The organism is Synechococcus sp. JA-2-3B'a(2-13) (assembly GCF_000013225.1).
Taxonomy (GTDB): domain Bacteria; phylum Cyanobacteriota; class Cyanobacteriia; order Thermostichales; family Thermostichaceae; genus Thermostichus.
The window spans coordinates 1,887,191-1,914,068 of record NC_007776.1; the positions used below are offsets into that span (position 1 = coordinate 1,887,191).

Sequence of the window (26,878 nt, forward strand, 5' to 3'; positions counted from 1 at the left end):
ACGGGGTATGCAGATGGGGAACATTCCGTGCTTCTACTCAACCCGCCATCTCCTGAACCTGATCCGCCCGCAGCCAAACCGTAGGGGTGGGAACAGCCCCAAACTTAATCTGCAGGTAGTCACCTTTGATATCCACGACTTCTCCGGGGGTCTCGAAAACGTAGTTGGGAATAAAAGGATCGCTTGCCTGCGCTTCTAAGCTACCCTCCAGTTTCTCGCGGATAGCCCGCACCAAGGTGCCTCGCTTAATCGCCATTGCTCCTCCTCAGTTCAGTCGCAGATTAGCCGGTTCGATAGCAGTTGTATCACGCCTGCCGCTGCCGTGAAGAAGAAAGCTGGGATCCAGCCTCTGGCTCGGCTCTGACGGGGATCAACCTGAATTTGGCCTATTTGCGTCTCAGGCTGCGGGCCATATTGCGGAAGGTATCCATGTCCGATCCCCCCTGACGGCGTGGGCTTGCTCCGCTGCTGCTTGAAGCGGAGGATCCCTGCTCAGCAGCAGTTTCAGGAGTTTTGGCTTGCTCTGTGGACAACTTAACTTTGCTGAGGGAAGAGACCTGCTCCACCACCTCCACCTTCTCCTTGCTGCCGAAATCCTGGAAGGTGTGCTTCACGATCCTGGGGGTGCGCATATACTCGATGTTGCCAAGGGTTTTGGCTTCATCTGGGTCGAGAAAAAAAGTATTGTCGTTTTTCGCTTTCTTTGGGGTTGGCTTAGCAACAGTTTCCGGTGAGGACGTGGCCGCAGCTTTGCCGCGCGAGCCGAACAAGCGCTTGAAGATGCCTACCATGGTCGTTTTGCCTGCAATGGGTAAGGAAGTTGAGCCGGATCCCTAGGCACTGATATTGGCCACCCGCCCTTGGCAAGGTGAGGGCCAGGCCCGGTCATGAAATAATGTTAAGCCAACTTAGAGCACCCTGCCCTCCGGGGCAGAAGGGTTTCTGGATCCCGCACCTCAGAGGGAGAGAGTTTCAACCTCTGGCAAAGGGTTTGGCCGATGGCAATGTAACTCATCCCCAAAGCATCTCAGGATCAGGAAGTTCAGGGATCCCTGTAGCCGACTGCCATACAACCTTCTGGCCGAGAAATTGGCTTACGCTCGCTCCTCTCTTCTAGAGAGCCAGAGGAGTTTCCTCATACGCTAGATGCGTTGTCTTAGCTAGCAGTGGCTATATGGCTATACAGTGAAGTAAGAAGTCCAAAAACTCACTCCAGGCTCAGATAAGTAAAAACTGCAGTATGAAGCTGTGCCTCCAGATCGGCCTGGTAAGAAAACCTTACTGCTGCACTTTTGAGGTGTAGTGTACTTCAACCCTGAGGGGAGCGCCCAGGTTCAAGGCACTGCCGATGCAACGGGCCAAGATTTGAATGTTAAGCCGCTGATCCGTCGATTCTAAACTTGTTGCAAGCCGACTCTTGCTTGGACCAACTACGGGTGAACGCTGTACGCTCATCTTAACAGACTCCCTATTTTGGTGAGGGCTGAACAACCAACTGACTTTCAGGTGATGTTATTGAGGAATCTCAAAGGAATACCGACCAGCAGCATCCAAGAACCTGCTCTTTGAGATTAGGATGATTTGCCCTTCTTGTGCATCGACAACCCTACGGATTTGTTAGGCAAGACACTCTTGGACTTTAAGGGATCCCACGGAAAAAGAATCTCTACTTTGCGAAACTTTGCGAAGCACTTTTGGGTAGAGATGAGGACGACCCGGAAAACTGGCTCTCGGTTCCCTGCGCACGCTCGCCAACTGCCAAGATGCTCTACCCCAAGTGGTTGGGGATCCAGCCGCATCGGGTTGCCCAGCAGAAGTGTTGCCATAGACCCGCGAGAGAGTTCTGTTGTTTGACGGGTTCGGTCTGCTGTGGCCTTCTGTTAAAGAACGGATGCTACCGCTCCATAGGTGGGCATGCTCTATTTTGGGATGAGCCCCCTTATAATGAACATTAGGAATCCAAGTGTCCCTGCTGTCCCTCCGCCTGGCTGGGTTCTCTTCACTGCATACAAGGGAACAACCGAGCCGCAAAGTCCGGGATAGCTGCTGTTGCGTTTTGAGAGGAATCCATGTCTCTAGTTTTTAACCTGGTGAAGCGTTTGCAGCTCATCCTGCTCAGCCTTGTGGTTGGGGGATTGGCTGTGGCGTTCTTGTCCAACCCTGCTGCTGCCGAGACCTACATTGTCAAAATGGGATCTGACAAGGCCCAGTTGGTCTACGATCCGCCTTCTCTCACCATCAATCAAGGGGATACCGTCCAATGGGTGAACAACAAGGTCTATCCCCACAACGTCGTCTTTGACAAGGTGCCCGGTGGAGATGCGGCTTTGGCGGCCAAACTCTCCCACAAGGCGCTGCTTACAGCTCCCAAGCAGGTTGTGGAGTCAGCTTTTGTCGATGTTCCTCCAGGTGAGTACACCTACTACTGCACGCCCCACCGTGGGGCCGGAATGGTCGGCAAGATCATCGTGAACGGCTAAATCCACACCCCAAGTGCTGAACTTCTAGGGATCCCACTTTTGGTTTTGCCTTGCTGGACAGGGATCCCTGCCTTTAGCATAAAAGTTAGCCCTCTCAGGAGTGGGAGGGCTTTTTGGTGAATGAATACGCATTCGACCGGCTTGCCCTGTACTGCACAAGTTTAGTCCACAAACGGGTTCTCTATGACCACCAGCGTTAAAGGTTACCTGCTCTTGGCCGTTTCCTGCCTCAGCGCCATTGCTGCTGTTGGCTCAATTTTCGAGTTGGCTTCTGGCGAGCCGGATTTTGGCGTCGGCCCCACCAGCATCATCTTGGTTGTCGCTGCTCCATTGGCTGTTTGGCTGTTTCAGGCTGCGGTTGGAGCGGCACGGGCCGGCAATACGGCCGGAAAGGGGAGCAAAAAGAAAAAGTGAGAAGATGGTGAGAACCCTAGGCAAATGGATATGGAGTCAGCGGGTTTGCTTCAAAGAGACTTCTGACTCCCTCTCGATTTCAGTCAGTTGGTGAAACTCCGGCAAGAGCTCCCGTTTCTGCACAGTTCCGAGAGCCGATTCCAAGCCGGCGGTAGCTAGGGTACAACTGGAGCCAGAACCATTCAGTACGGTCTCGGTGACCTGTCCGTTTTTGTCGATCCGATATTCCACTTTGATGTATTCAGGCATCCGCACTCCACTTGTTACCGAACAACAACGGGTTCTTCCCCATTCTAGTTCTTGCTTCCTTTTCCTGGGCTAGATCTGGCTGGGCTCTATGGCTTCTGCTCGTCCCCCCTTCCAGGCTGCCAAAAGGGATCCCGGGATCCGGCGAGACCTCGGCTTGGGTGTGGGGGCATTGGTGTGTGTGGTGCTGATCGGCACCCTCTGGTACCACGGGGTGGAGCAGTGGCCTTGGGTGGAAGCTTTTTACATGACCGTTATCACCCTAACCACCGTGGGCTTCATGGAGGTGGGGCCGCTGGGGGAGCGGGGGCGTTTATTTACGGTGGCCTTGATCCTGATGGGGGTCTTGAGCATTGGGTTCATGGTGAATCGCTTTACAGAGGCCCTCATCCAGGGACATTTTCAGGAAGGGATCCGGCAACGGAAATGGAAGAAACAGATGGAAGCGCTGAACAACCACTACATCATTTGCGGTTTCGGGCGCATTGGGCGGCAGGTGGCTCAAGAGTTTCGAGCAGAAGGGGTGCCATTTTTGGTGATCGATCAGTCTGCTGAGGCGATTCAGGTGGCTCAAGAGCTGGGATATGTGGCTCTCCAGGGGGATAGTACTCTGGATGCCACTTTGCTCGAAGCGCGGGTGCAACAGGCGGAGGGGCTGATTGCCGCCCTGTCTTCCGATGCCGAGAACCTCTACGTGGTCTTGTCGGCCCGCACCTTGAACCCCCGCATTCGCACCATTGCCCGCGCCAATACGGAGGAGGCTTTGCAAAAACTGCAGCGGGCGGGCGTTGCCCATGCCATTTCTCCTTACATCACGGGCGGAAAACGCATGGCGGCGGCTGCCCTGCGTCCTCGGGTTGTGGACTTTGTGGATGGCATCCTTGCCGGTCGGGATCGCACTTTCTACCTGGAGGAGTACGAGCTGGCAGCCCAAGAATGTCCTTATGTCGGGCAAACCCTACGGAAAGCCGATTTGCGCAACCGATCCGGAGCTTTAGTGGTGGCAATCCGGCGGGCCGATGGCCAGTTGATCGGTGGCCCCAGCGGAGAAACCCTGTTGCAGCCGGGGGATCTGCTGCTGTGTATGGGCACTGCAGAGCAGTTGCGCCGGCTTGGTCAGCTGCTCTATCCACGCCCGTAGCAGCCCGTTCTCCACCTGGGTAGCCTGGCTCAAATCCGCCTCAGAATACTGGGGCCATGAGAGTCGGTGCCACAGGTTTTCAAAAGTCCGTAGGTCTCGGCCAGCTCTTCGGCTTTCTCCGTCACTTCCGGGCTAGGGATCCAAATCTCCGGGTTTTTGTAGGCGTAGTAGACCTCAAGGCCATCTATTCCCAACTCCGCTGCGGCTGGGACAATTTCCTCTGCAGGCAGGCAATAGCGAAAGGGATGGGCCAACACCGCCAAGCCTCCTGCCGCTTGAATGGCCTGGATCGCGTCGGCGGCGGGCAAGCCGGGAACCTGCTCCCCTTGGGCAAAGGGATCCAGGACACCATCGGTGGGATCGAAGCCGTAGCCCAGAATATGCACTTCACAGCCCAACAGGTTGGCGGTGATCTCGATCCCCGGCCACAGGATGGGGTCGTCGGGACGATCCAGGTGGGCGCGGGCTCGCTCGTAGCCCTTCAGGGTGTGGTGATCGGTGATGGCCAGTCCCTTCAGACCGTGCCGGCGTGCTTGCTCCGCCAGATCCACGGGATCCATCTGCCCATCCGAACAACGAGTGTGTAGGTGAAAGTTGTACTGCAAGGGACAAGAACGAGGGCCAACCCCCTGTAGCACCTGCCGCAACTCCCCAGCAGAAGGCACCACGCAGGGATCCCGTTCCAAGCTGACAACCATAGCCACCCTTGGGTTCTGAAGTTTTATTAAGCATGTCCCCCCATTGTAGCCAGGGGCAAGGGTCAGTGCTATGGGTCAAAGACTACTGAGCTGGGGGCTCAGAAGCCGTGGGCCAGTACTTCCTCGGCGGCGCGAGTTCCCGCCCCTGGGGTGAAGTCGCTGTAGCCCACGGTGTGTAAAGCTGACTCCAGAGCAGCCAAGGTCATCAGCACATCGCGGTCACTCACAAAGCCCAAATGGCCAATGCGGAAGATTTTGCCCTTGAGGTGGTCTTGTCCAGCGGCAAGGGCGATGTCGAAGTGTTTCTTCAAGGTGCTGCGAAGGGTATCGGCATTGATCCCTTCGGGAGCGAGTACAGCTGTTACCGAAGGACTGGCCGCTGACTCTGGATCAACCAAGAGCTTTAGCCCCAGAGCCTTGACGCCAGCACGGGTGGCTTGGGATAACCTGGCATGACGCCGGTAAATGGCCTCCAAACCCTCTGCCCGCATCATCTGTAACGTCGTTCGCAGGGCATAAAACAGGTTCACCGCCGGTGTAAAGGGAGTGGTGCCTTGGCGCAGGGCCTTTTGCGCCAGCTTAAAGCTCCAGTAGTACTTGGGAAACCTAGAGCGCTCCGTAGCGGCCATGGCCCGCGGGCTGACGGCCACAAATCCCAGCCCTGGTGGGATCATATAGCCCTTCTGGGATCCCGAGGCCACCACATCCAAGCCCCATTCGTCCATTAACACCGGCATTGCCCCCACGCTGGTGACCCCATCCACCAGGACGAGGGCTTCCCCGTGCTCGCGGGCAGCAGCAGCAATGGCTTGGACATCGTTGGCTACGCCGCTGGAAGTCTCCGAGTGGGTGAGGATGACGGCTTTGATGGTTTTTTCCCGGTCGGCAGCCAGCTTTTCTTGGAAGATCTCGACGGGGTAAGGGATCCCCCAGGGGGTTTCCACCCGCTCACACTGAAGGCCAAACTGCTCGGACATTTCCGCCCAGCGCTCCCCAAACTTGCCGTTCACCCCCACCAAAACCCGATCCCCAGGGCTGAGGGTGTTGAGGATCCCGGCTTCCATAGCGCCGGTGCCACTGGCGGAAAAGACAAACACATCGGAGGTGGTTTGGTGCAGCCAGCGCAACCCATCGGTGACCTCTTCCAAAATGGCGGTGAACTCTTTGCTGCGGTGCTCGATGGGCCCCCGTGCCATCGCCAGCAGCGCACTCTCGGGAACGGGAGTGGGGCCGGGGATCATCAATATCAGCTTGTCTTTCATGCTTGCCCTGCTTGGGATGCAAGTGAGGTTTAAAAGGTGGCGGCCAGATTCGAACTGGCGCATAGAGGTTTTGCAGACCTCTGCCTTACCACTTGGCTACGCCACCCCATTGCTCAACTGGGCGCAGATATTGTATCCGAAAAGGGGATCCCCCTTCCAGTAACCAAAAGTAGCAGTTCCCAGCTCAGCTAGGCCTCAACCCTTTCTTCCTGCACCTTTAACAGACGGGATCCCAGCAGGCGCTGCAGCCAAGGAGCCAGAAACTTGCGGTTGGCCAACTGCTGCTGGGGATCCTGAGTTTCCAGAGGGAAGGGGGCAAGAGCCCGCAGGGCGGCAGTGGTAACACAGAACATGGCCTTTTGGAAGCTGAGGCAGATTTTCACCCGCAGGTCATCATCCCCGCGAGGCTGGCGGCGGTAGTGCTCTCGCAAGTAGGGGGGCAGGTGGCGCATCATATCCTGCATCAACAGGGTAGGCGGGATCCCAGCGCTGCCTACCGGCAGCGGATCGGCGTAGAGGGCGCCGTAGGCAAAGTCAGCCTGCTCAGCCGGGATCTGGTGGGCCTGGGCGTTGTAGGAAACCGTGCCCATAAAGGGAAAGGAGCGGAAAAACACCGCTTCCACATAGGGAATAGCCGTATCTGATAGGAAAGTCAGACCCGCCGAGAGAGGGATGATCTCGTAGCGGCGGCCCCAGATGCAGGGAGCGTAGGTGATAGGCTTGTCGGCAGCTGCCACCAACCCCTGCTGGATGTGAGCCACCACGTCGGGAATGGTGAGGTGGGGTTCTGTCTCAGAGCGCTTGGCCAGCGCCAGGAAAATATCGCTCATCACCCGCCAAAACTGGCCCAAGCCGCTGTACATAGCCAGCATGCGCACCTGTTCTAGAGCAAAGTCGGGAAACAAGATCCCCAAGCCCTGCAAGAAGGGATTGAAGCGGATTTTGGCCCGGATGGCTCTCTTGGCCCGCTCGACAAATTCAGGGGTATCCAGGTAGCGGTCTAGCCCCCCTCCCCCATGCCAGAGCATAGCCTTCATGCAGTATTCGGCAAACTCGTAGTTGATGCGGTCATGCCACAGGTAGCGCAGCCATTTGCCCAGGGTAATCTCGCCGTTGAAATACTTGAACGCCGGAAAAAGCTCCAAAAATTGGTGGTCGGCAATAAAGATCAAATTGCGCGAATAGGCATCCAGCACCTCGCCGTAGCTATGCAGGATGCCAATGACCTCTAGGCGATTGGCAGGGGCATCCGGCACAAGGGCTCCCCCTGCCTCTAGGCGCTGGACAATAGGAGCCAGTTGCAGTTGCTCCAGAGGAGATAAGCCGGCCAGAAAGAAGCAGGAAGGAGCAGGAGCAAGAGTGGCAGTCATGGGAGCAAAAGAAACTCCGTCGATCTCATCAAATCATCAAAAGGAAGACAACCCAAACTGAAAGGCAGTGACCAGTCCTGCAACACCAGCTAGGTTAGCCTTGGCCAAGGCCAAGGTGGTGGACTCCACCCAGCGGGTTGCCCAGCTAGGCTGCAGGCCCAGTAACACCACCAGCGTTGCCAAAACAACAGCAGGCAGGCGCTCTTCAGTGGCGTGGCGTTGCATGGCTATGGCCACTTGCGAGAGGCGCCCAAAAAAGACACGGTTCACCATCAGCAGAAAATAGGCCGCCGTCAATCCCGTCCCCACCATGCACAGGAGCGTTTGCAGGGGAAAGACGGCAAAGCTGCCCCGAAAGAGGGTGAACTCAGCTATAAAGCCCACCATGCCCGGTGTGCCGCCACTGGCCATCACCCCTAGCACCATCAAGCTGCCAATAAGCGGTAAGCCCCGCTCCGGGTTGAGCAATCCCCGCAGCAGCTTGAGATCCCGTGTGCCGGTGTTGGCATAGACGGCTCCCACCAGAAGAAACAGCAGCGAGGAGATGAGGCCATGGCTGACCATCTGGAAGACGGATCCCACCAGGGAGAGGGGAGTGGCTGCTGCTACAGCCAAGAGGATGTAGCCCATGTGGGCAATGGAGCTGTAGGCCACCAGCTTTTTCATATCCTGCTGCACCAAGGCGTTCAGGGATCCATAGAGCACGTTAACCACCGCCCAACCGGCCAGCCAAGGCCCGGCTTGATCCCAGGCATCCGGCAAGAGCTGCAGGCCAAAGCGCACCAGGCCGTAGGTGCCCAACTTCAAAAGCAAACCCGCCAGCAACACGGAAATGGGGGTGGAAGCCTCCACATGGGCATCCGGCAACCAGGTGTGGAAGGGCACCAAGGGGATCTTGATGGCCAGGCCCAGCAGAATGGGAATGAGCAAAAGGATCTGCGACAGCCGAGGTAAAGGGTGGGCCTGCAGGACGGTGTAGGTAAAGCTGTGGGCATCGCTCAGCCAACTGAGGCCGAAAAAGCCAATCAAGAGGAGGATCCCCGACAGAGCGGTGTAAACCAAAAACTTGGTGGCGGCATAGGTGCGGCGCGGCCCTCCCCAGATGGCGATGAGCAAATACAGGGGGATCAGCTCCACTTCATAGAACAGGAAAAACAGCAGCAAATTCTGAGCCAAAAAAGCTCCGGCCACCGCTGCCGCCAGCATAAGCACCAAGCTGTAGTAGAGGCGGGGCCGCTCCACCTGGCCACTGGCCCAAATGGCCATCAGCACCAGCAGCCCGGTCATCACCACCAAAGGCAGAGAGATCCCATCCACTCCCACCTCATAAACCAAGCCCAACTGGGGGATCCAGGCCATCCTTTCCGCCAATTGCAGGGATCCAAGGTGGGGGTCAAAGATCAGCAACAGCCCCGCGCTCAGGCCAAACAAAACCCACCCAAACCCCAAGGCCAAAGCCCGGTGCAAGCCCTTCCCCGCCTGCTCGGGAATCAACCCAATCAAGATGCTCCCCAACAACGGGATCCCAATCAAAAGGCTCAACATGGCTCTCTCCCATCAATAGGCCAACCCCAAATGGGGCGAACGCAGTAGCCAAGCTGTAACCAACACCATCCCGATGACAATCACCAGCACATAGAGTTGCATCCGCCCCGACAGGGTGTACTTGAGGGCTTCGCCGCTGAAGAAAAAGGCCAGGCTCACCCCGTTCACCAAGCCGTCCACTCCGTTGCGATCCAGCCACTCCAATCCGCGGGAGAGGGCGCTGACCGGTTGCACCACCAGGGCTTGGTAGAGGTGCCCCGTGTAAAAGTCGTGGGCCAGCAGATCCTGCAACTCCGGCCAGGGCAGATATACCCTCCGTTGGTCCCCCCAGTACAGCCAGCCGCCAATGGCTGCCCCCACCAGCCCAGCAGCCGTCAGCAGAGCCGCCATCCACCTCAGCTGCGGGTTCCAGTCGGGATAGAGCCCCCAGCGCCCCAACAGCCAGGGCATGAGCAAGGTTTGCACCGTCAGGATGCCCATGGGCAGAGCCATCAGCCAGCCCACCTCAGGGGCCCGGCGGGTTTTGGGTTGCGGGGATCCCAAAAAGACCAGGCCAAACACCCGCGCCAGGTTGAGAGCCGTCAGCCCATTCACCAGCAGCAGCACCCCCACCAGGGCCGGCTGCACCCCGCTGTAGACCAGCGCCAGGCGGGTCAGCGTCCAAAAGCACCCTAGGGGCAGCAGAGCCACCATCCCCAGGGATCCCACCGCAAAGGCGGCAACTGTGGCCGGCATACGGCTGCGCAACCCTCCCAATTCCGTCAGGTTTTGGGTAGCGGTGGTGTAGATGAGGGATCCCACCCCCATAAACAGCAGCGCCTTAGCCAGGCCGTGCATGAGCAGCAACTCCAGGGCCAGCTCCGGCTGCTGCATTCCCACTGCCACAAACACCAACCCCAAGTAGGCACTCGTGGAGTAGGAGAAGGTGCGTTTGATATCGATTTGCGCCAAGGCCACCAGGGATCCGCCCAGGGCTGTGATCGTGCCGATGGCCACCAAGACCCCATTCGTAATCGGCGACAGGGCCAGTAGCGGTTGCAGCTTAATCAGCACAAAAGCCCCGCAGGCCACCACTGCCGAATTGCGCAAAATCGAAGCCGGGTTGGGCGCTTCCATCGCCTCATCCAGCCACAGGTGCAGCGGAAACTGGGCGCATTTCCCCAAAGGCCCTGCAATCAAAGCCAACCCCATCAAAGCCGCCCAGGCCGGATCCAAGCTAGTCGTAGCCGCCCAGTCCCGCAGGCCGGAAAAGGTCAAGGCCCCAGAAAAGTTGGAAATTGCCACCACCCCCATCAGCAGCAACAGATCCCCTACCCGCTTGGTTAAAAACGCATCCCGCGCCGCCGTCACCACCAGAGGCTGGGCGTACCAAAAGCCCACCAGCAAATAGGTGGAAAGGGTGAGCATCTCCAGCAGGGCATAGCTGAAAAACAGCGAGTCGCTGAGGGCGATCCCTGTCATTCCCCCCTCGAAAAAGCCCATCAGGGCGGCAAAGCGACCCAGGCCCCAGTCCTTATCCAAATACCCCAGCGCATAGATCTGGGCCAGCAGGCTCAAACCGCTGATCCAGACGACGGCCCCCATTGTCAGGGGCGAGATCTCCAAAGACAGAGTCAAATCCAAATCGGCCACCCGAAACCAGGGGTAGTTCAGGATCTGGGGATCCCGACCCCAAACCTGCCGCAACAGCCAAAGGCCATGGGCAAAGGCGGCAAAAGTCAGAAGGATGTTGAGGTAAGCTGCCGGGCGCGGGCCACTGCCCTTGACCCACCCCGTTGCCCAGGGAATGGCCAAAGCTGTTCCCGCCCACCCATAGCAAGGGATCCACCAACTGCTCTCCAACCCCAAAAGAAGGTTCAAGGCCATCAAATACTTATACTTAAAAACGGAAAACTAAACTTAACAGCAATAAGTCGGGCCTTTTAACGACCTGCTCCCCATTTCACAATATATTTCACAATGTGTCTGGCTCACAATGTGTCTGGCTCGAACGGTTCCAAAACCGGGCCGGCTGGCCGGAGCCAATCTCGAAGTTGAGCGGCAATGCGCCGGGCGGCCCCTGGGGATCCCATGCGGCGGCGTCCATGGGCCCGCAACTCAGCCGCGTAGTTGGGATCGGCGGCCAGGCGTTCCAGAATCCGGCCAACCACGGCGGGAGCCTGCTCCACTGAGGTCAGGTGGACGGCGGATCCCAAAAGACGAGTCTGTGCTTCGGCAAAGCGCGGGGTAAACTGCGGTCCCTCTCCCGGCAGGGTCACCACCGGTTTTCCCAAGCCCACACATTGCTCGGTGGCCGTTCCCGCCATGGCCAGCACCACCGTTGCTCGTTGGGCACAGGCGCCGAAGTCCCCCCAAACCAGAAGCACATCGCTGCGCTGAGATGGGATCCGAGCCTGAAGCGGGTCTCGCTCCAGGTTGGGGCTGAGGGCAGCATAGACTTGCAGCTCCGTTGGGAGCCGCTCCACCACCTGCATCATCAGGGCCCAGTTGCGATAGGCTTCCGGCGGACGGGATCCGGGCAAGAGCAGCAAGGCCGGCCGGTGGGGATCCAAAGGCAATGTCCCGCGTGGCTCTAGGCCATCCATCATCGGGTTGCCCAGGTAAAAGGCCCTTAGGCCCCGTTTTTGCAAAGCTGTAGCCGTCAGCTCATCCCGCAAAAAAGAACCCAGGCAGCGCTTGTGGGCCATCAGCCAGCGCTCCCAGGGCAGGTAATCGGAAATCGGCTGCCCAAAAGGGATCCAGGGGCGTCGGTAGGGCCCCCGTTCATCCCGCCAGTAATAGTCCGACTTGGCCGTGCCCACAAAGGCGTAGGGGATCCCGCTCCACCATGCCATCAGCAAGGGCACAATATCCCCCACGGCCAGCACCAGGTTCCTCTGGGCTGCTGCCCGCCGAACCAACGCCAATTGCCGCCCCGTCAGCCCCAGCAAACCGGCCCGCAAATCCCGCCACAACTGCCGCCAATCCTGATAAATAAACCCCCCCGACGGCATCACCTGGGCAATGGGCAGCAGGGGGATCCCTTGGCGTTGGTAGGCTGTCCCTTCTCCCACAATCGGCAAGGCTTGCACCGGGATCCCCAGTTGGACTAGGGCAACAGCAAGGCGACTGCCCACCTCATCTTCCCCGTGTCCATTGCTCAGACACAGCACCTGCGGTGGATTCGTTGGATTCCATTGGGTTTCCACAGCTTGCCGTAGGCGCAATCTGGGCTGAATCAAGAGGGATCCCCCAGCTCACCAGAAATCTCCTCATAGAATAGAGCCAATCCAAGAGGGGAACCCGGGAGATGATCCGAAATGAGCGACAACGAGCCGAGCTTATTGCAGCGGTAGAAGCCCTTCAGCTGGAAGGCCCCTACTTTATAGAAGAGCGCCTCGCCCGCCATCGCGGCCCTTTCTTGCGGGCAGTGAAAGATGTGCCTGTAGGGGGAACTTGGTGGGAGATCCGCTACTTTCCCGCCTGCGAGCGCTATGCTTGGGCCTACTTGCCGGAAGGGGCCGGCCCACGGGCCTTCGCCTGGGGACACACGCCGCAGCAAGCCTTTCTTAACGCCTTATGGCATCACCCTCTTTCTCCTCAGGGCCAAGGACAGCCTCAGGGAAACCATTCCGATTTACAGTGAATTGACTACTCTCCACCCTACTGACTTGCTTCCGGCTAAGGGTAGGACGGGGCTTTAGGCGCATTTTTTTGGTAAAAATTAAGCAACTCTCTTCCCACGTATAGGGAACATGAAACCCCAGGCCGTCGCCCGTATTCTGGATGCCAACCTCGATCGAGCTCGTGAAGGACTACGGGTATTGGAAGAATGGTTTCGTTTCGGCCTGGAAGAGGGAAAGCTCTCTGCCGAATGCAAGGCCATGCGCCAAGCCCTGGCCCGCTGGCACAGCGATCCCCTGCGTTTGGCCCGCGATACTTCCGCCGATCCAGGCACCCAGATCTCCCACCCGCAAGAGGAGCAACGGCGGGATCTCCGCCACCTCTTGCAAGCCAATTGCAGCCGTGTGCAAGAAGCCCTGCGGGTGTTAGAAGAATACGGCAAGTTGGCCGAATCCCACCACTGGGTGGCCCCTGGCCTGGCCAAGCTGGCCAAAGACATGCGCTATCGGCTCTACGTCTTGGAAAGTGAACTGCTGGGCGGATCCCTGCGGCAGCGTCTCCTGGCAGCCCATCTTTATTTGGTGACCAGCCCTGTGCCCCACTGGCTAGAGGTGGTGGAAAAATCCCTGCGGGGCGGGGTGACCCTGGTGCAATATCGCCGCAAAAACCTCCCCGACGGCGAGATGCTGCGGGATCTCAAACAGCTGCGGCAGCTGTGCGACCGCTACCAGGCGCTGATGATCGTCAACGACCGGGTGGACTTGGCTCTGGTCAGCCAGGCTGATGGGGTTCACCTGGGCCAGACGGATCTGCCGGTCGCCCAAGCTCGGCACCTCCTGGGATCCCAGCGGCTCATTGGCCTGTCCACCACCAACGCCGAAGAGCTGGCCCAAGCCCTGAACAGCGACGTGGACTACATTGGCGTCGGCCCCGTTTACCCCACCCCCACCAAAGCGGAGAAACCCCCTGCCGGCCTGGAGTACGTGCGCCTGGCTGCCGAGAAAGCCCACCTGCCCTGGTTTGCCATCGGCGGCATCGATCCCCACAACCTGCCCGAGGTGCGTCGAGCTGGGGCCACCCGTGTAGCTGTGGTGCGGGCTTTGATGGAAGCTGCCGATCCCACCCAGACAGCCCGCACCATGCTGGCCGAACTGCAAGGGATCCCTGCCCTATCCTAAAGATCAACCGTGAAGCTCAACCGTGAGCATTTTGCTGCTTATTGGCTGTTCCAATCCAAATGGTTTCTGAACAAGTGAGAGGAAGATGAAGTAAGGATGTTCTAAACTCCAGAGGCGATGACAGAAGCCGCAAGAAAAACAAATCCAGACAGCAGGGATCCTGCCCTGGTCGAGATCCCGGCGGAGCTGCAAGCAGGGCTGGTGACAGAGCTGGATTTGATGATCCGGGCCCGCTACCCCCTGGTTTACTTGGTCTCTCCAGAAGAAGAGCCTGCCGATGCCGTGCTAACCCAAGTAGCCAGACGGACAGACCCACCGCGGCAATTGTTGTTCTGGGACTTGGTGCGGGGCTGGCAAGATACAGGCGAGGATCGGGGCTCCATCATGGCAGCTCTGGGGCGGGTGTGGCGCTCTGCCCCCAACGAGGACACCCTGTTTGTGCTGCGGGATCTGCACTTTGTGTTGCGCAACGCCAGCAGCGACAAAAACGCTCCCATCATCCGGGAGCTGAAAAACCTCAGCCGCGAGCTCAAGCGCACCCGCAAGATGCTGATCCTGCTCAGCCACACCCTGGAAGTGCCCAGCGACCTGACGGAGGAGATCACCGTCGTCGATATTCCCCTGCCCAACAGCGAAGAGATCAGCCGCCTCATCCAGCTCTATGTGGCTCCAGATAAGCTCAAGCTTACCCCTCTGGCCCGCGAGCAACTGGTCAAAGCCTGTCAAGGGCTGAGCCGAGAACGTATTCGCCGCGTTTTGGCCCGCGCTTTGGCCGCCAAGCAGGAGGTCAATGAAGCCGATATCGACCTGGTGCTAGAGGAAAAAAAGCAGGCCATCCGCCAAACCGGCATCCTGGAGTTTTTCACCGCCCGCGAGACCCTCAAAAGCGTGGGGGGCCTAGATAATCTCAAGGCCTGGGTGCGGGTGCGCCAGGAAGCCTTTACCGAAGAGGCGCGGCGCTATGGCCTGCCCAACCCCAAAGGCGTGCTGCTGGTCGGGATCCAGGGCACCGGCAAATCCCTCTCCGCCAAGACCATCGCCAATGAGTGGCGGCTGCCCCTGCTGAGATTGGATGCCGGGCGGCTGTTTGCCGGCATCGTCGGCGAGTCGGAAAGCCGGGTGCGGCAGATGATCCAACTGGCAGAGGCGATGGCCCCCTGCGTGCTTTGGATCGACGAGATCGACAAAGCCTTTGGCAACATCACCAGCAGTGCCGATGGAGATTCTGGTACCAGCCGCCGGGTGTTTGGCAGCCTGATTACCTGGATGCAGGAGAAAACCAGCCCTGTTTTCATTGTGGCCACCGCCAACAACGTGCCGCTGCTGCCGCCAGAGCTGTTGCGCAAGGGCCGCTTTGACGAGATTTTCTTCTTGAACCTGCCCACCCACGCTGAGCGCAAAGAGATCTTCCGGGTGCATTTGCAGCGGTTGCGCCCCAGCCGCCTGCGAGAGTTCGACCTGGAAGCCTTGGCAGCCGCAGCTCAGGATTTCAGTGGTGCCGAGATCGAGCAAGCCATTGTAGATGCCATGTACAACGCCTTTGGGGGCAGTGGCAGCGGCGCCCGGCGGGACTTTACCCAAGAGGATATCCTGCAGGCCATCCGCGAAACCGTGCCTTTGGCCTCGATTGCCCGCGACCAAATCGAGAGTCTTAAGTGCTGGGCTGCTCAAGCGGGCGCGAGAACGGCCTCTCAAGATGCCCAGGTGCTGCAGGAGATGAAGCAGTGTTTTGCCTCTTCTTGAGATTCAGAATGGGTGAAATCCACCTCCCAGCCCAAATAAGGCGGCTAGTATGCCAATACCCACAGCAACTCCAGCCGCTATCTTCAAGTTTTCTTCTAGGCTTTTAGCATCTGCCTTTTCCTTCATTGCAGTTAGCAAAAATAGCTGATCCTCCCCACTCAGCCCACTTATAAAATGGGGATATAGATTCGATAGGGACAGCTTTAAAATGATCGATCCTACTTCTACAGTGAAGCTCAAGCTGGGAAAGCTTCGAGTTCCTATCTTTCTCTATCTGGGCTATTACTGATTTTGCCTCTTCCTGTAGCTTCTTAGCGCTCTCAACTTGCGACTTGCTATATCCTTTATCAAAAATGGCCATAAAAAGACTAATAACTGAGATTAGAAAGAGCACAAGCCCGATTGAGCTACTTAAGGCACCAATGAACAAGCTCAGGACTAAAAGCGAGAGGGCACCCAGTATAGTGTCACTTTTGGTGGCAAAGGTATGATCAATTTTAGCTTCCTCTTGTTTTATTCCGATAGAGATCAAGTTTCTCCTTAACTCAGACTTAACTTGCTCTACTCTTTGGTTATAGTTGGCCTCGATGTTTTTCTTACGACGTTCTATCTCTTCTGCAGCTTCCTTTATCTTGTCGAAGTCAAAGGGCCAAGGTTTGCCATCTTGTGTGCTGTAACCGCGTTCTGCTTTTAAGTCTTGGTCATACCCGCTCCCTTTTGTGGGCGAAGTCTGGGAAAGCCTTTGGGAGTCATAGGCTTTTCGCTTCACAGGATCACTCAGGACCGAGTATGCTTCCTGAATAGACTTAAACTTTTCCTCAATGTACTGCCGCCCCTTAACAGGTGTATCTGGGTGAAGTTTATCGGGATGGTATTCTTTGGCAAGCCGCCTGTAGCTCTCTTTAATTTCTTCTAGAGTTGCATTGGGCTGTAATTCCAGCTCGCGGTAAAGGTCTTTCATGGGAGGATCCGGCGCAGGGGGCCTTGTGCCAGCTACTTTGATGCGGGGATCCTATTCCCTGAGGGGAAGCCTTGCAAAGTGCTACTCAATACCTAGACTCTTTTTTAAGCCTATTTTAGGGATCGGACAGCTCCAGCCAAGCAGCCCTTGGCTCCTCCCTCAGTAGATGCTTTTTCAAGGCCCAACGTCCAGAAAGGCGGGGTTATGAGCAAGCTGCTGCGGCTTGCCGCGCCAAGACCCACTCCACCAGGGTGCGCACCCCATAACCGGTGGCCCCTTTGTTGTTGTAGCCTGCATCCTTCTCTGTCCAAACGGGGCCTGCTATATCCAGGTGGGCCCAAGGGGTTTTCTCCACAAACTGCTTCAGGAACAGGGCAGCGGTGATGGATCCCCCTGAGCGGGGGCCGGTGTTTTTCATGTCGGCCACAATGGAGCTGAGACCCTCGAAGTAGCCTTCTTCCAGCGGCAGGCGCCAGATTTTTTCGCCGGAAAGGTTGGCAGCTTGCTGTAGCTCCTGGGCCAACGTCTCATCCGGGGTGAACAAGCCGGCAATTTCTTCCCCCAGGGCAATCACACAGGCACCGGTCAGGGTAGCCAGATCGAGGATGGCATCAACGCCCAGCTTTTCCGCAAACACCAGTGCATCCGCCAAGGTGAGGCGACCTTCTGCGTCGGTGTTGTTGACCTCGATGGTCTTTTGGTTAGAGGCGGTGAGGATATCCCCTGGGTGGATGGCATGGCCGCTGATCATGTTTTCCGTGGCAGCGACGATGAAGTGCAGCTCCACTTGCGGCTTGAGGGCGGCTAGGGCCCGTGCAGCTCCCAAAACTGCCGCTGCTCCCCCCATGTCGGTTTTCATCATGGCGATGCTGCGGGAGTCGGTTTTGATGTTCAGCCCACCGGAATCAAAGGTCAGCCCCTTGCCCACCAGGGCCAATTTGGTAACAGGATCCCCTTGTGCCGGCTTGTAGGTGAGGTGAATGAACTGGGGCGGCAGGTCAGAGGCTTTGGCCACACCCAAAAAAGCCCCCATCCCCAGAGCTTCGCATTCTTCCTGTCCCAAAATCTCCACCTCTAGACCATATTCCTGGGCCAGTTGGCGGGCGGTATCGGCCAGGGCAAGAGGAGTAACAATGTTGGCGGGGGCAGCCACCAATTCCCGAGCCAAGATGGTTCCTGCCGCCATCTCAATGGCCCGCTGCAGCGCGACTTCGTAATCGGGGCGAGCCTGGGCCAACCCCGGCACCAAGAGAGTTACTTCCTGCACAGAAAAGCTGTTTTCCTCTTCCCCTTTGGCTGAAGATTTAAACCGATTGTCCCGGTGCGCCACCAGTAGGCAGGCTTCGGCCACCGCCTGAACCCCACGCACCCGATCCAACCCCGTCTCCGGCAAAGACAGCATCACCTGCTTGGCTTTTAGGCTGTGAGCCTGGCGCAGGCCGTTGGCTGTGGCCCGTCGTAGGGCTTCTAGCGTTAGGGCGGCGGGATCCCCTAGCCCCACCAACACCAGTTTGCGGATCTCTCCTGTCAGGCGCAGGGCAACACTGCTATTCGGCTTCCCCTGAAACCCCTGCTCCTGAACGGTTTCCGCCACCAGCCCTGACCACGCCTTTTCATCCCAAGAGGCGATCTCAGGGGGCAGAGGAAAGCGGCCATTCCCGCCGGAAGCGGCAAAGCAATAGACCAGGGCACATTCCCCTTGAGTGAGTGGCGGCTCGCTAAGATGAAGCTGCATGAGAAACCCTTGACCAAGCTGTTGACAGCAGATCCTCAGTTTATCTAATTTTGCCGGCTCTTAGGGCAAGGGATCCCCCCTCTAGTGGGCGGGCCGGAAGATCCCGAAGCAGGAAGTGTAGCCGTGCAAAAAGGTGGATCCCCCAACGGGGCCGATCTCACCATTGCAAAAGAACCCCCCCAAGGGCAGCTCTCCAAGCAATTCCCGAAACCGTTGCGAGTCAAAATCGGGAGTGCCGTACAGGCCCTTGCCTCGCCCCAAACAGGAGAACATCAACGCCCCACAAGGCTCCGGCCTCGGTTGAGAGGGGCTTTGCCTCAAGTTGCGCTCGGCACAATAGCGGCTGAGGGCCCAACGCAGATCTTCTGCCGAAGTCTGGGCATCCCGCAGATGAAATTGCACCGTCTGGCCAGGGCGCACCTGATCCCCGATGGCCAGCGCCCCCACGCGCGGATCAACGCCCAAGATTACGCGAATGAGGAAATCTCCCGGCGTCGGCTCCGACTTGAACTCATCCATCAGCAGGCCGATGAAGAGAGAGTGGCGGGCCAATCGCTGATCCACGGGACTGAGCCGCTCTGCCAAGTCCTGCAAAACCGCTAGAGGAGGGCGACCCTCCAAGCCAAGAATCACATTCCCCTCTGCTTCCGTCACCCGCAAGGGATCCCCAATGGGGCGACACCCCTGGGCCACCACTGCATCCAGCACCACATTGCCGTAGAGCGCTAGCCCCACTGTGCCCTCTCGATACAGCTCCCGCCGAGGTGTGAGGGTACGCGCATCCAGCAAAAACAGAGCATTGCCCCGAGGGCCGCGGCCCCCACTGGCCAATCCCCCCACTTTGACTGATCCCGGATAGGCGAAATCCAACCCCTGCAGCAACTCTGAGATGCCAGAGGAAAATCCATCGGCCAAGAGCAGAAAATGAGGCTTGCTCTGCGGCGAAACCCCAACACAATCGACCCAGGCAGAAGGAGCCGCATCCAAGTCTGGCAATTGGTTCCCCCGCAGATGAAAAGGATGCAGCACCACCTCCGGCATGACCGCCAAAGACAAGGAGAGAGCCGGGCCATCCTCAATTTCATGCCCGCCACCCACAATGCCACCCCCGGAGCAGCCGATCAAAACGTCCACCTCCAGCAGCCCCGACAGCAACGGCAACACCCGGATGTATTCGCTGGCAAAGGCCGCCGACACAAACAAAACCCCCAGGTTGGGCCGCAGAGGCTGAGAGGGGACATACCCCGTCAGCAGCCCCGGCAAGCTGCCGGATCCCACCGTCTGCACCTGCCGACTCAAGGCACTTTTCAGCTGGGCCGCCTGAAGCTTGGCCTTGGCTTCCTCCACCACCTGCCGCAGAGCCGCTTCTAGGGAAGGGAGCTGGGAGAGCGCGTTCACCCACTGCATCGGCGTGTTCCTACGGTCTGGAGTTTGCTGTTTTTAGGCTAGCAATTTATGGCCAGGCTGGCTGTTCTGCACGGTCTCTGTTCAAGACAGGATCAGGGCAGATAAGGCCGGGGATCCACAGGCGCGCCCCCGCCGGGGCGGACTTCAAAGTGCAGATGCGGCCCTGTGCTCCAGCCAGTGCTGCCGCGGCTCATGATTGTCTGCCCCTGCTGCACGTACTGTCCCGTGGAAACATAAATCTGATGGCCGTGGGCATAGCGAGTAACAATTCCGTTGGGATGGCGAATGTCCACTCGATTGCCGTAGCCATCCCCAGCATTCCCCGCGAAGATCACCACTCCCTCCTGAACGGCTACAATGGGGGATCCCACGGGGCCAGGAATATCTACCCCTGCATGAAGGCGACCGCGACGGTAGCCAAAGCCAGAGGTGATTTGCCCGGAGACCGGCCAGACAAACCCACTGCTGCGAACCTGGGGAGGGGCTGGAGGGGGCGCTGGCGGAGCCTGTCGGGCAGGAGCAGGGGTGGGCTGCGTACCCGGCGCCGGAATCGTAAGGCGTTGGCCAATGCGCAGCCAGTGGGGATTGCGCAAGTTGTTGGCTTGAATAATGGATCGCTGAGTTACCCCATAGCGGGCGGCGATCCGTTCGATGGTGTCACTGGCTCCAACTGTGTGGGTCAGGGATCCACCGGCCAAGAGGGCCTGCCGTTCTTGTTCCATTTGCTGGGCCCGGCGTTGCTGTTCCGCCTGTAATCGAGCTTGGGCTTCGGCTTGGCGTTGGGCTTCCTCCTCTTGCTGGCGGCGCTCTTCCTCTTCGCGAGCTTTCTGGGCAGCGATCATCTCCTTCTGACGCTGGATCAACTCGCCCACATCGCCGGGGATGAGCAGGCGTTGGCCAATGCGCAGATATTCCGGGCGATCCAGAGGAGTCGCTTCGATAATCCGCTGCTGGGGAACTCGGTAGCGGTTGGCAATGTCCTCCAGTGTGTCTCCCTGCTTGACGGTGTAGATCAATCCCGGTTGGCTGGGGATGAGGAGAACTTGCCCCGGCTTCAGCTCAGTACTGGCCTGAATACCATTGGAGACGGTGATGGCAGCCGCGTCGAGCTGATACATCTGGGTCAGTTGCCAGAGGGTTTCCCCCGGCTGAATTTCATGCTCCAGAATGCCTCTGGGCCCTTCTCCTGTCGGGATTCGCCCTTCTGCGAAGGCTTGGCGCAGCTGCTCCTTTTTCCGCTCGTAGTTTTGCTGCAGAGCGCCAGATAGCGTATGCACAGAGGGTGGGATCGGCTCTACCGCCGGAGACAGGGGGCGATTCAACTGTCGCTGCTGTAGGGTAGCGACTCCGGCCAAGCCCAGCATCAGCAAAAGACCAGTGGCCCAAGCCGGATATCCCCGACGCGCAGGAGCAGAATCCCCCGGCTCTGGATGGGCTGTCTCAGGCTCGGTTGGGCACCTGGGGGTGGCCGGCAGCTGCTCTTCCCCAGCTTCTGCGCAGGGATCCGCCTCCAGCTTCAGAAGCCATACCAGGCCCGTTAAGCTGAGAGAGAGGGCCAAACCAACCCATCTTGGCTTCGACCGCCCAGAGAGAGGGGCTGGAGCCCACTCCAGAAGATAGGCTTCCTCGGCAGATGAATCCGCAGAAGTCCAGGACTGTTCTGAAGGGATCCCTGCCGAGCCCTTTGGGGGTGGGGGGGAAAGGGTGCTCACGGCAGCACCGCGGAAATCCAGCTCCCCGTTTTGGGGATTGGGGAAAGTGGGTTTTAAAGGCATCCTCACACCAACAGGCTGACACTAGAGTGCAAGAGAAGAAGATGTCAAAATGAGGGGCATAAGCCCCTTGGCACCGAGCACCCCAGGGGTGACTCAAGCCGGGGTGGAGCTCGCTAATGAACAGGCTGGCTCGCACTCAGGTTAGAGTACCGTAGTTAACAAATCTAGACAAGTCTTGGCAGGTAATTTCAGCCACAATGCTTGCCTCACAATGGTTCCAGCCCTTGGCTCGTTGAGATTTTGTCGAGCCTCATCCGATTCAAGACAAAGTGCGCCATCGTCTTTTTTTGGAAGACAAAGCCTGTTTTGCTGTAGCTGAAACTACAAACTAGGGATACCCATGGATTTGGTTGTCTATAACACATTGACTCGCCGCAAGGAAGTGTTTCAGCCGCTGGCAGCAGGTGGATCTCAATCCGTTTCCGTCGGCAATTCCCAGGGATCTGCAGCTCCAGTTGCGGAGGAGAAGCCCCTGGTGCGGATGTATGTCTGTGGTGTAACGGTTTACGACCTCTGCCACCTCGGCCATGCGCGTACCTACGTGGTTTGGGACATGGTGCGTCGCTACTTGGAGTGGCGCGGCTACCGAGTGAAGTATGTGCAGAATTTTACCGATGTGGACGACAAGATCCTCAAGCGGGCGTTGGAACGTGGCGAATCCATGCAAGCGGTGGCGGAGCGCTTCATCGCCGAGTATTTCCGAGATATGGATTGCCTGAACATCAAGCGGGCCGATTTCTACCCGAGGGCAACGCAATCGCTGCAAGCCATGTTCCAGTTGATCCAATCTTTGGAGCTCAAAGGCTTTGCCTACCGGGTACGGGATCCCATTCGACACCAGACCGACCAGTCTTCCCTCCTGCAAGCGGGACACCAGCCAGAGACCCCCGCCTCTGTTCAGTACTCTGTTTACTACTCTGTCCGCAAGTTCCCGGATTACGGCCAGCTATCCGGTCGAAAACTGGAGGAGATGGAGGCGGGAGCCAGTGGCCGGGTAGGAGAAGAAGGAGCTGAGAAACAGGATCCCTTCGACTTTGCCCTTTGGAAAGCGGCCCCCCCTTCTGAGCCGGGGTTTGCCTCCCCTTGGGGTTGGGGGCGACCGGGCTGGCACATCGAATGTTCCGCCATGGTGCGGGAGACCCTGGGAGATCACATCGACATTCACGCCGGCGGGGCAGATTTGATTTTCCCCCACCACGAAAATGAGCTGGCCCAATCGGAGCCAATCACCGGCAAGCCGATGGCCAAGTACTGGATGCACAACGGTTTTCTCAACATCAACGGCGAGAAAATGTCCAAATCTTTGGGCAACTTCACCACCCTGCGACAGGCCCTCGCCGTCTATCACCCCATGGCCTTGCGGCTGTTTCTGTTGCAGACCCACTACCGTAGCCCCATAGATCTCACCGAGGCAGCCATGCAGGCGGCTAGCCGTGGCTGGGAAACCCTCCAGAAAGGGATCCACTGTGCCCAGCACTTCTGCAAAGAAGAAAAGGGATCCCCTGATGCTGAGGCCATGCAAGCCTTTCAAGCTGCTATGGACAATGATTTTGGCACCCCTGAAGCGCTGGCTATCGCCTTTGAATTGGCCAAAGAACTCACCCGCGAACACAACCTGTTCACCCATCAAGGCCAAACCCATCTGGAGCCCCAGGCCCTCAAACAAAAAAGCGCTGCCTTGCTGGAGATTTTGGCTACTTTGGGATTCTGTTGGCCCTCATTCTCTGAATTCGAGGGATCCAAAGAAGCAGCTACAAATGGGGAACTTAACTTTAAAAAAATCGAGGAGCTGATCGCGCAGCGCTCGGCAGCCCGTAAGGCGAAAAACTTTTCAGAGGCAGATCGCATTCGGGATCAGTTGAAAGCCCTGGGCATCACCCTCATCGATCAAAAAGATGGCACCACCCGTTGGCTGCGAGAATAGGGGTTGAGGAGCATTCCTCGGGCTCATTCAAAATGGATGTGGCTGTAACCTAGGGGCTCAGAGGGGCAAAGTGCTTCTCCCTTCGTTTGGGTTGCTGGAAAAGTTCGGCTAGAGTCAGATCAGTGACTGTGTCAACGTCTCGGCGGATCTCAATGCTTTCTCCAGCTACTGCGCAAACTGATCTGAGTCCCATCGATCTGGATTGCCTGCTCACCCCTGAGATTCAGCGGCCAGCCCGCTACTTGGGCAAAGAGTTTGGCGCCGTCCACCGTCCTTGGGATTCGGCACGGGTGCGTTGGGTGCTGAGCTATCCAGAGCTGTACGAGGTGGGAGCTTCCAACCTAGGCCACCTCATCCTTTACAACATCCTCAACGCCCAGCCGGATCAACTGTGTGACCGCACCTACTTGCCAGGCCCGGATCTGGCGGCCCGCCTGCGGCAGTTGGGGATCCCGCTGTTTGCCGTGGAGTCCCGCCGCCCTCTGCGCGCTTTCCATATCATTGGCTTCAGCCTGGCTTACGAGCTGGGGGGCACCAACATCCTGGAGATGCTGGACCTGGCCGGGATCCCGCTCAAGTGGTGGGAGCGGCAGCCCTTTACCCCGGAAGAGTGCCCTCTGATCTTTGCCGGTGGGCCAACCGCCACCTCCAACCCAGAGCCTTTTGCCGACTTTTTCGATTTCTTCGTCTTCGGAGATGGGGAAGAGGTGCTGCCGGAAATTGGCCAAGTGCTGGCCGGATCCCTGTCCAAGCCCCGCCGAGAGGTCTTGCTGGAGCTGGCCCAGGTGCCGGGGGTGTACGTGCCCCAGTTTTACGAAGGGATCCCACCGCGGCCCATCGTGCCTGGGGTGCCGGAGCGCATCCGCCGTCGGGTGGCCCTGCCTCAACCCCAATACTCCGTCGGCCTGGTGCCTTTGGTGGAAACCGTCCACGACCGCCTGGTGATGGAAGTGCGGCGGGGCTGCACACGGGGCTGCCGATTTTGCCAGCCGGGAATGCTTACCCGCCCAGCGCGGGATGTGGCTCCGGAAGCAGTGGTGGAGGCTGTGGTGCAGGGCTTGCGCAAGACCGGCTACAACGAATTTTCCCTCTCTTCTCTCAGTTGCTCCGACTACCTTTCCCTGCCGGCGGTGGGAGCGGAGCTGCACAACCGTCTCCTCAGAGAACACATTGCCCTTTCCCTGCCCAGCCAGCGGGTGGATCGTTTTGATGAGCAAATTGCCGCCATCATGAAGGGATCCCGCCGCTCCGGCCTCACCTTTGCCCCCGAAGCTGGCACCCAAAGGCTGCGGGACATCATCAACAAGGGCCTCACCGATGCCGACTTGATTCGCGGCATTCGCACCGCCGTCCAAGAGGGCTGGGACAAAATCAAGCTCTATTTCATGATTGGCCTGCCCGGCGAGACCGACGCCGATGTCCTGGGGATCGCCCGCACCGTCGAGATGCTGCAGCGAGAATGTGCAGCCCTGGGTCGCAAGCGGGTGGAATTTACCCTCACCCTCTCCAACTTCACCCCCAAGCCACACACCCCCTTCCAGTGGCACCGGGTAGACTATGCCGACGTGCAGCGGAAGCAGGCCCTGCTGCAGAAGGAGCTGCGGCGGCTGCGGGGCGTCAAAGCCCACTTCACCGATATCCGCTTCAGCATCCTGGAAGACTTCATCGGCAAAGGGGATCGCTCCCTGGGACAGATGATCGAGCGGGCTTGGCGGGCCGGTGCCGGCATGGATGCCTGGTGGGAAAGCATCGACACCGCCTATGCTGCCTGGGTGAGGGCCTACTGCGGCGAAGAGGTGGATCCTGCCGCCGATCCGGTCGCCCTCTGCGCCCATCTCCCCATCCGGGAATTGGGCCTGGAGGATCCCTTGCCCTGGGATCACATCGATACCGGCATCGACAAAAAATGGCTGCAAAAAGACTACCGCCGCGCCCTGGAAGCCCTCACCGTGGAAGACTGCTCCTTCGAGGGCTGCTCCGCCTGCGGCATCTGCGGCCCCGGCTTCGGCCACAACATCGTCATTCCCCCTCCGCCCGTCCCGCCCCTGCAGAGCAAACCCACCCCCACCCCGGATCCCCTGGAGCCGGAGCCACCTGCCCAGCGTTTCCGCATCACCTACGGCAAAATCGGGGATCTGCGCTGGCTGGGCCACCTGGATCTCATGCGCCTGTGGGAACGGGCCTGTCGGCGAGCGGGGTTACCTCTGGCCTTCAGCGGCGGCTACCACCCCATGCCCCGCCTGGCCAACGCCAACGCTCTGCCCATCGGCCAGGAAGGCTACGGCGAAATCCTGGATCTGGAGCTGCTGGATCGGCCTGAAGGTCCTCTGACGCCTGAGAAACTGCGCGCCCTTCTGAGCGAACAGCTGCCCCCGGAGATCCCCATCCAAGCGGTCCAAGAAATTAGCCTTCGGGATCCCTCGGCCACCGCAGCCGTTTACGCCGCCGAATATCAGCTCACGGTGAGCTGCGAGTTGCCCAAAGCCGTTCACGGCAGCGGGACGGAGTCCTCTTGGCCTGCCTGGGTCACCCAGATCCTAGACGCGCAGGAAATCTGGATTGAAAAAACCTCCAAGTCTGGCAAGTCCTCTCCCTTCAATGCCCGCGCCCTGCTTTACTACCTAGAGTTTCAGGGCCTGACCCCCGAGGGCAGCGCTTGCCTCCTTTACCGGGGCAGTTGCCGCAACGACGGTGCCTACCTGCGGCCCACCCATCTGGTTCAAATGGCCGAGTCATTGGGGTTGCCCCACTGGACACTACAGACGGCAAAGCGGCTGCGCCTGTTGTGGGAGAACCCCCTAGCCGATCCAGATTGAGCACTTCCTCTGGGAGCAACCCAAGGGCTAAGGGTCTGTCTGGGCTGAGGGATCCCACAAGCGCTATAATGCTGCTATTGCTGGCTCCTGCCGCTGTGGGGCTCGCCAAGCATCAACTTGACCAAGGGCGGGGTGAGCAGCAGGCAAAAGCTGGGCCGGATTCTGGAATGGAGACACTCTTAACTCAGTACCCAGGGCAGGTAACAGGCGTGATGGGGTCGAGTCGATAGGTGCAACAGAAAAGTGTGCCTCTTCGACCTAGCCCAGATCTAACCAGAAAATTTTACCCTGAGAAGGTGCTTCTTTCCGCGCGCAAACCCTGTCTTGTTGTGGACTATCGCTACGCGACGCTTTCGCGAACAGGCTGGGCCGCACAACTGGGGTTCTGCAATGGGCCAGCGTTCGATCTCCCGAGGCGGAGCCGTCTTGCTCCCTGAGCCTATCGATTGAGCCCATCCATGAATCTCCATGCAAACCTCACCGAATCCATTCATCCCATCCGATGAGTTTTCCTTCCAATCAGCAGAAGCCCCCCGCTGTACCCACCAGAGCCAGCATTGGGTAGTTCACATGCACTTAA

Annotated in this window: 21 protein-coding genes and 1 tRNA gene; 8 read left to right on the forward strand and 14 right to left on the reverse strand. The window is 58.5% G+C overall.

Annotated features, from left to right (window positions below; genetic code table 11):
- Nucleotides 1–37 precede the first annotated feature (37 nt).
- A complete protein-coding gene (locus tag CYB_RS08570; protein WP_011433398.1) occupies nt 38–256 on the reverse strand; it encodes an NAD(P)H-quinone oxidoreductase subunit O in 219 nt (72 codons plus the stop codon).
- A gap of 130 nt (nt 257–386) precedes the next feature.
- Nucleotides 387–791 carry a hypothetical protein gene (locus CYB_RS08575; RefSeq protein WP_011433399.1) on the reverse strand — a complete coding sequence of 135 codons (405 nt, stop codon included), beginning with the start codon at nt 789–791 and terminating at the stop codon, nt 387–389.
- Nucleotides 792–2,069: 1,278 nt separating this feature from the next.
- On the opposite strand from CYB_RS08575, the gene petE reads away from it, so the two are divergent.
- Together petE and CYB_RS08585 are read left to right on the forward strand one after the other, a co-directional pair.
- Nucleotides 2,070–2,480: a plastocyanin gene (petE, locus tag CYB_RS08580; RefSeq protein ID WP_011433401.1), complete on the forward strand. Its 411-nt coding sequence runs from the start codon at nt 2,070–2,072 to the stop codon at nt 2,478–2,480.
- A gap of 183 nt (nt 2,481–2,663) precedes the next feature.
- Nucleotides 2,664–2,894 carry a hypothetical protein gene (locus CYB_RS08585; RefSeq protein ID WP_011433402.1) on the forward strand — a complete coding sequence of 77 codons (231 nt, stop codon included), beginning with the start codon at nt 2,664–2,666 and terminating at the stop codon, nt 2,892–2,894.
- 36 nt (nt 2,895–2,930) lie between these two features.
- Here CYB_RS08585 and CYB_RS08590 read toward each other — a convergent pair whose 3' ends face one another.
- On the reverse strand, nt 2,931–3,143 hold the full coding sequence (locus CYB_RS08590) for a DUF2997 domain-containing protein (RefSeq protein ID WP_011433403.1): 213 nt from the start codon (nt 3,141–3,143) through the stop codon (nt 2,931–2,933).
- Nucleotides 3,144–3,231: 88 nt separating this feature from the next.
- Here CYB_RS08590 and CYB_RS08595 point away from each other — a divergent pair, with 88 nt between their 5' ends.
- Entirely contained in the window at nt 3,232–4,281 is a 1,050-nt protein-coding gene (locus CYB_RS08595) for a potassium channel family protein (RefSeq protein WP_011433404.1), read from the forward strand.
- Between the two features lie 29 nt (nt 4,282–4,310).
- Here the strand turns inward: CYB_RS08595 and CYB_RS08600 are convergent, their stop codons facing one another.
- The 7 genes from CYB_RS08600 to CYB_RS08630 form a co-directional block, all read right to left on the reverse strand.
- On the reverse strand, nt 4,311–4,979 hold the full coding sequence (locus CYB_RS08600) for a PHP domain-containing protein (RefSeq protein ID WP_011433405.1): 669 nt from the start codon (nt 4,977–4,979) through the stop codon (nt 4,311–4,313).
- Between the two features lie 98 nt (nt 4,980–5,077).
- Complete coding sequence (locus CYB_RS08605) at nt 5,078–6,241, reverse strand: pyridoxal-phosphate-dependent aminotransferase family protein (protein WP_011433406.1); 1,164 nt, start codon at nt 6,239–6,241, stop codon at nt 5,078–5,080.
- Nucleotides 6,242–6,275: 34 nt separating this feature from the next.
- A tRNA-Cys gene (locus CYB_RS08610) sits at nt 6,276–6,347 on the reverse strand.
- Nucleotides 6,348–6,429: 82 nt separating this feature from the next.
- Nucleotides 6,430–7,611: a CO2 hydration protein gene (locus CYB_RS08615; RefSeq protein WP_011433407.1), complete on the reverse strand. Its 1,182-nt coding sequence runs from the start codon at nt 7,609–7,611 to the stop codon at nt 6,430–6,432.
- A 36-nt stretch (nt 7,612–7,647) separates the two neighbouring features.
- Nucleotides 7,648–9,156, reverse strand: coding sequence for an NADH-quinone oxidoreductase subunit M (locus tag CYB_RS08620; RefSeq protein WP_011433408.1), 1,509 nt, complete (start codon nt 9,154–9,156; stop codon nt 7,648–7,650).
- Nucleotides 9,157–9,168: 12 nt separating this feature from the next.
- Nucleotides 9,169–11,022, reverse strand: a complete 1,854-nt coding sequence (locus CYB_RS08625) for an NAD(P)H-quinone oxidoreductase subunit F (protein ID WP_041436592.1) — start codon at nt 11,020–11,022, stop codon at nt 9,169–9,171.
- Between the two features lie 104 nt (nt 11,023–11,126).
- Entirely contained in the window at nt 11,127–12,377 is a 1,251-nt protein-coding gene (locus CYB_RS08630; RefSeq protein WP_238376730.1) for a lipid-A-disaccharide synthase-related protein, read from the reverse strand.
- 68 nt (nt 12,378–12,445) lie between these two features.
- Between CYB_RS08630 and CYB_RS08635 the strand changes: the two genes are divergently transcribed.
- The 3 genes from CYB_RS08635 (at nt 12,446) to CYB_RS08645 (ending at nt 15,680) form a co-directional block, all read left to right on the forward strand.
- On the forward strand, nt 12,446–12,781 hold the full coding sequence (locus CYB_RS08635) for a hypothetical protein (protein WP_011433411.1): 336 nt from the start codon (nt 12,446–12,448) through the stop codon (nt 12,779–12,781).
- A gap of 109 nt (nt 12,782–12,890) precedes the next feature.
- Nucleotides 12,891–13,937: a thiamine phosphate synthase gene (locus CYB_RS08640; protein WP_011433412.1), complete on the forward strand. Its 1,047-nt coding sequence runs from the start codon at nt 12,891–12,893 to the stop codon at nt 13,935–13,937.
- A gap of 219 nt (nt 13,938–14,156) precedes the next feature.
- On the forward strand, nt 14,157–15,680 hold the full coding sequence (locus CYB_RS08645) for an AAA family ATPase (RefSeq protein ID WP_238376975.1): 1,524 nt from the start codon (nt 14,157–14,159) through the stop codon (nt 15,678–15,680).
- 103 nt (nt 15,681–15,783) lie between these two features.
- On the opposite strand, the gene CYB_RS15580 is transcribed toward CYB_RS08645, so the two are convergent.
- The 4 genes from CYB_RS15580 to CYB_RS08665 form a co-directional block, all read right to left on the reverse strand.
- On the reverse strand, nt 15,784–16,641 hold the full coding sequence (locus CYB_RS15580) for a DnaJ domain-containing protein (protein WP_011433414.1): 858 nt from the start codon (nt 16,639–16,641) through the stop codon (nt 15,784–15,786).
- A gap of 202 nt (nt 16,642–16,843) precedes the next feature.
- Nucleotides 16,844–18,376 (reverse strand): leucyl aminopeptidase, encoded by a 1,533-nt coding sequence (locus tag CYB_RS08655; RefSeq protein ID WP_011433415.1) that lies wholly within the window; start codon nt 18,374–18,376, stop codon nt 16,844–16,846.
- 81 nt (nt 18,377–18,457) lie between these two features.
- Nucleotides 18,458–19,783, reverse strand: a complete 1,326-nt coding sequence (locus tag CYB_RS08660; protein WP_011433416.1) for an FIST signal transduction protein — start codon at nt 19,781–19,783, stop codon at nt 18,458–18,460.
- A gap of 92 nt (nt 19,784–19,875) precedes the next feature.
- Complete coding sequence (locus tag CYB_RS08665; protein ID WP_238376731.1) at nt 19,876–21,558, reverse strand: M23 family metallopeptidase; 1,683 nt, start codon at nt 21,556–21,558, stop codon at nt 19,876–19,878.
- Between the two features lie 340 nt (nt 21,559–21,898).
- Here CYB_RS08665 and cysS point away from each other — a divergent pair, with 340 nt between their 5' ends.
- On the forward strand, nt 21,899–23,482 hold the full coding sequence (cysS, locus tag CYB_RS08670; RefSeq protein WP_041436596.1) for a cysteine--tRNA ligase: 1,584 nt from the start codon (nt 21,899–21,901) through the stop codon (nt 23,480–23,482).
- Nucleotides 23,483–23,634: 152 nt separating this feature from the next.
- Nucleotides 23,635–26,298, forward strand: coding sequence for a TIGR03960 family B12-binding radical SAM protein (locus CYB_RS08675; protein ID WP_011433419.1), 2,664 nt, complete (start codon nt 23,635–23,637; stop codon nt 26,296–26,298).
- Nucleotides 26,299–26,878 lie beyond the last annotated feature (580 nt).

Coding starts and splice junctions, on each gene's coding strand:
- CYB_RS08570 (WP_011433398.1), bottom strand. CDS start 256: ATGGCGATTAAGCGAGGCACCTTGGTGCGGGCTATCCGCGAGAAACTG.
- CYB_RS08595 (WP_011433404.1), top strand. CDS start 3,232: ATGGCTTCTGCTCGTCCCCCCTTCCAGGCTGCCAAAAGGGATCCCGGG.
- CYB_RS08655 (WP_011433415.1), bottom strand. CDS start 18,376: ATGCAGCTTCATCTTAGCGAGCCGCCACTCACTCAAGGGGAATGTGCC.
- CYB_RS08620 (WP_011433408.1), bottom strand. CDS start 9,156: ATGTTGAGCCTTTTGATTGGGATCCCGTTGTTGGGGAGCATCTTGATT.
- CYB_RS08665 (WP_238376731.1), bottom strand. CDS start 21,558: ATGCCTTTAAAACCCACTTTCCCCAATCCCCAAAACGGGGAGCTGGAT.
- CYB_RS08635 (WP_011433411.1), top strand. CDS start 12,446: ATGATCCGAAATGAGCGACAACGAGCCGAGCTTATTGCAGCGGTAGAA.
- CYB_RS08675 (WP_011433419.1), top strand. CDS start 23,635: ATGCTTTCTCCAGCTACTGCGCAAACTGATCTGAGTCCCATCGATCTG.
- cysS (WP_041436596.1), top strand. CDS start 21,899: ATGGATTTGGTTGTCTATAACACATTGACTCGCCGCAAGGAAGTGTTT.
- CYB_RS08640 (WP_011433412.1), top strand. CDS start 12,891: ATGAAACCCCAGGCCGTCGCCCGTATTCTGGATGCCAACCTCGATCGA.
- CYB_RS08625 (WP_041436592.1), bottom strand. CDS start 11,022: ATGGCCTTGAACCTTCTTTTGGGGTTGGAGAGCAGTTGGTGGATCCCT.
- CYB_RS08590 (WP_011433403.1), bottom strand. CDS start 3,143: ATGCCTGAATACATCAAAGTGGAATATCGGATCGACAAAAACGGACAG.
- CYB_RS08600 (WP_011433405.1), bottom strand. CDS start 4,979: ATGGTTGTCAGCTTGGAACGGGATCCCTGCGTGGTGCCTTCTGCTGGG.
- petE (WP_011433401.1), top strand. CDS start 2,070: ATGTCTCTAGTTTTTAACCTGGTGAAGCGTTTGCAGCTCATCCTGCTC.
- CYB_RS08615 (WP_011433407.1), bottom strand. CDS start 7,611: ATGACTGCCACTCTTGCTCCTGCTCCTTCCTGCTTCTTTCTGGCCGGC.
- CYB_RS08645 (WP_238376975.1), top strand. CDS start 14,157: ATGATCCGGGCCCGCTACCCCCTGGTTTACTTGGTCTCTCCAGAAGAA.
- CYB_RS08605 (WP_011433406.1), bottom strand. CDS start 6,241: ATGAAAGACAAGCTGATATTGATGATCCCCGGCCCCACTCCCGTTCCC.
- CYB_RS08660 (WP_011433416.1), bottom strand. CDS start 19,783: ATGCAGTGGGTGAACGCGCTCTCCCAGCTCCCTTCCCTAGAAGCGGCT.
- CYB_RS08585 (WP_011433402.1), top strand. CDS start 2,664: ATGACCACCAGCGTTAAAGGTTACCTGCTCTTGGCCGTTTCCTGCCTC.
- CYB_RS15580 (WP_011433414.1), bottom strand. CDS start 16,641: ATGAAAGACCTTTACCGCGAGCTGGAATTACAGCCCAATGCAACTCTA.
- CYB_RS08575 (WP_011433399.1), bottom strand. CDS start 791: ATGGTAGGCATCTTCAAGCGCTTGTTCGGCTCGCGCGGCAAAGCTGCG.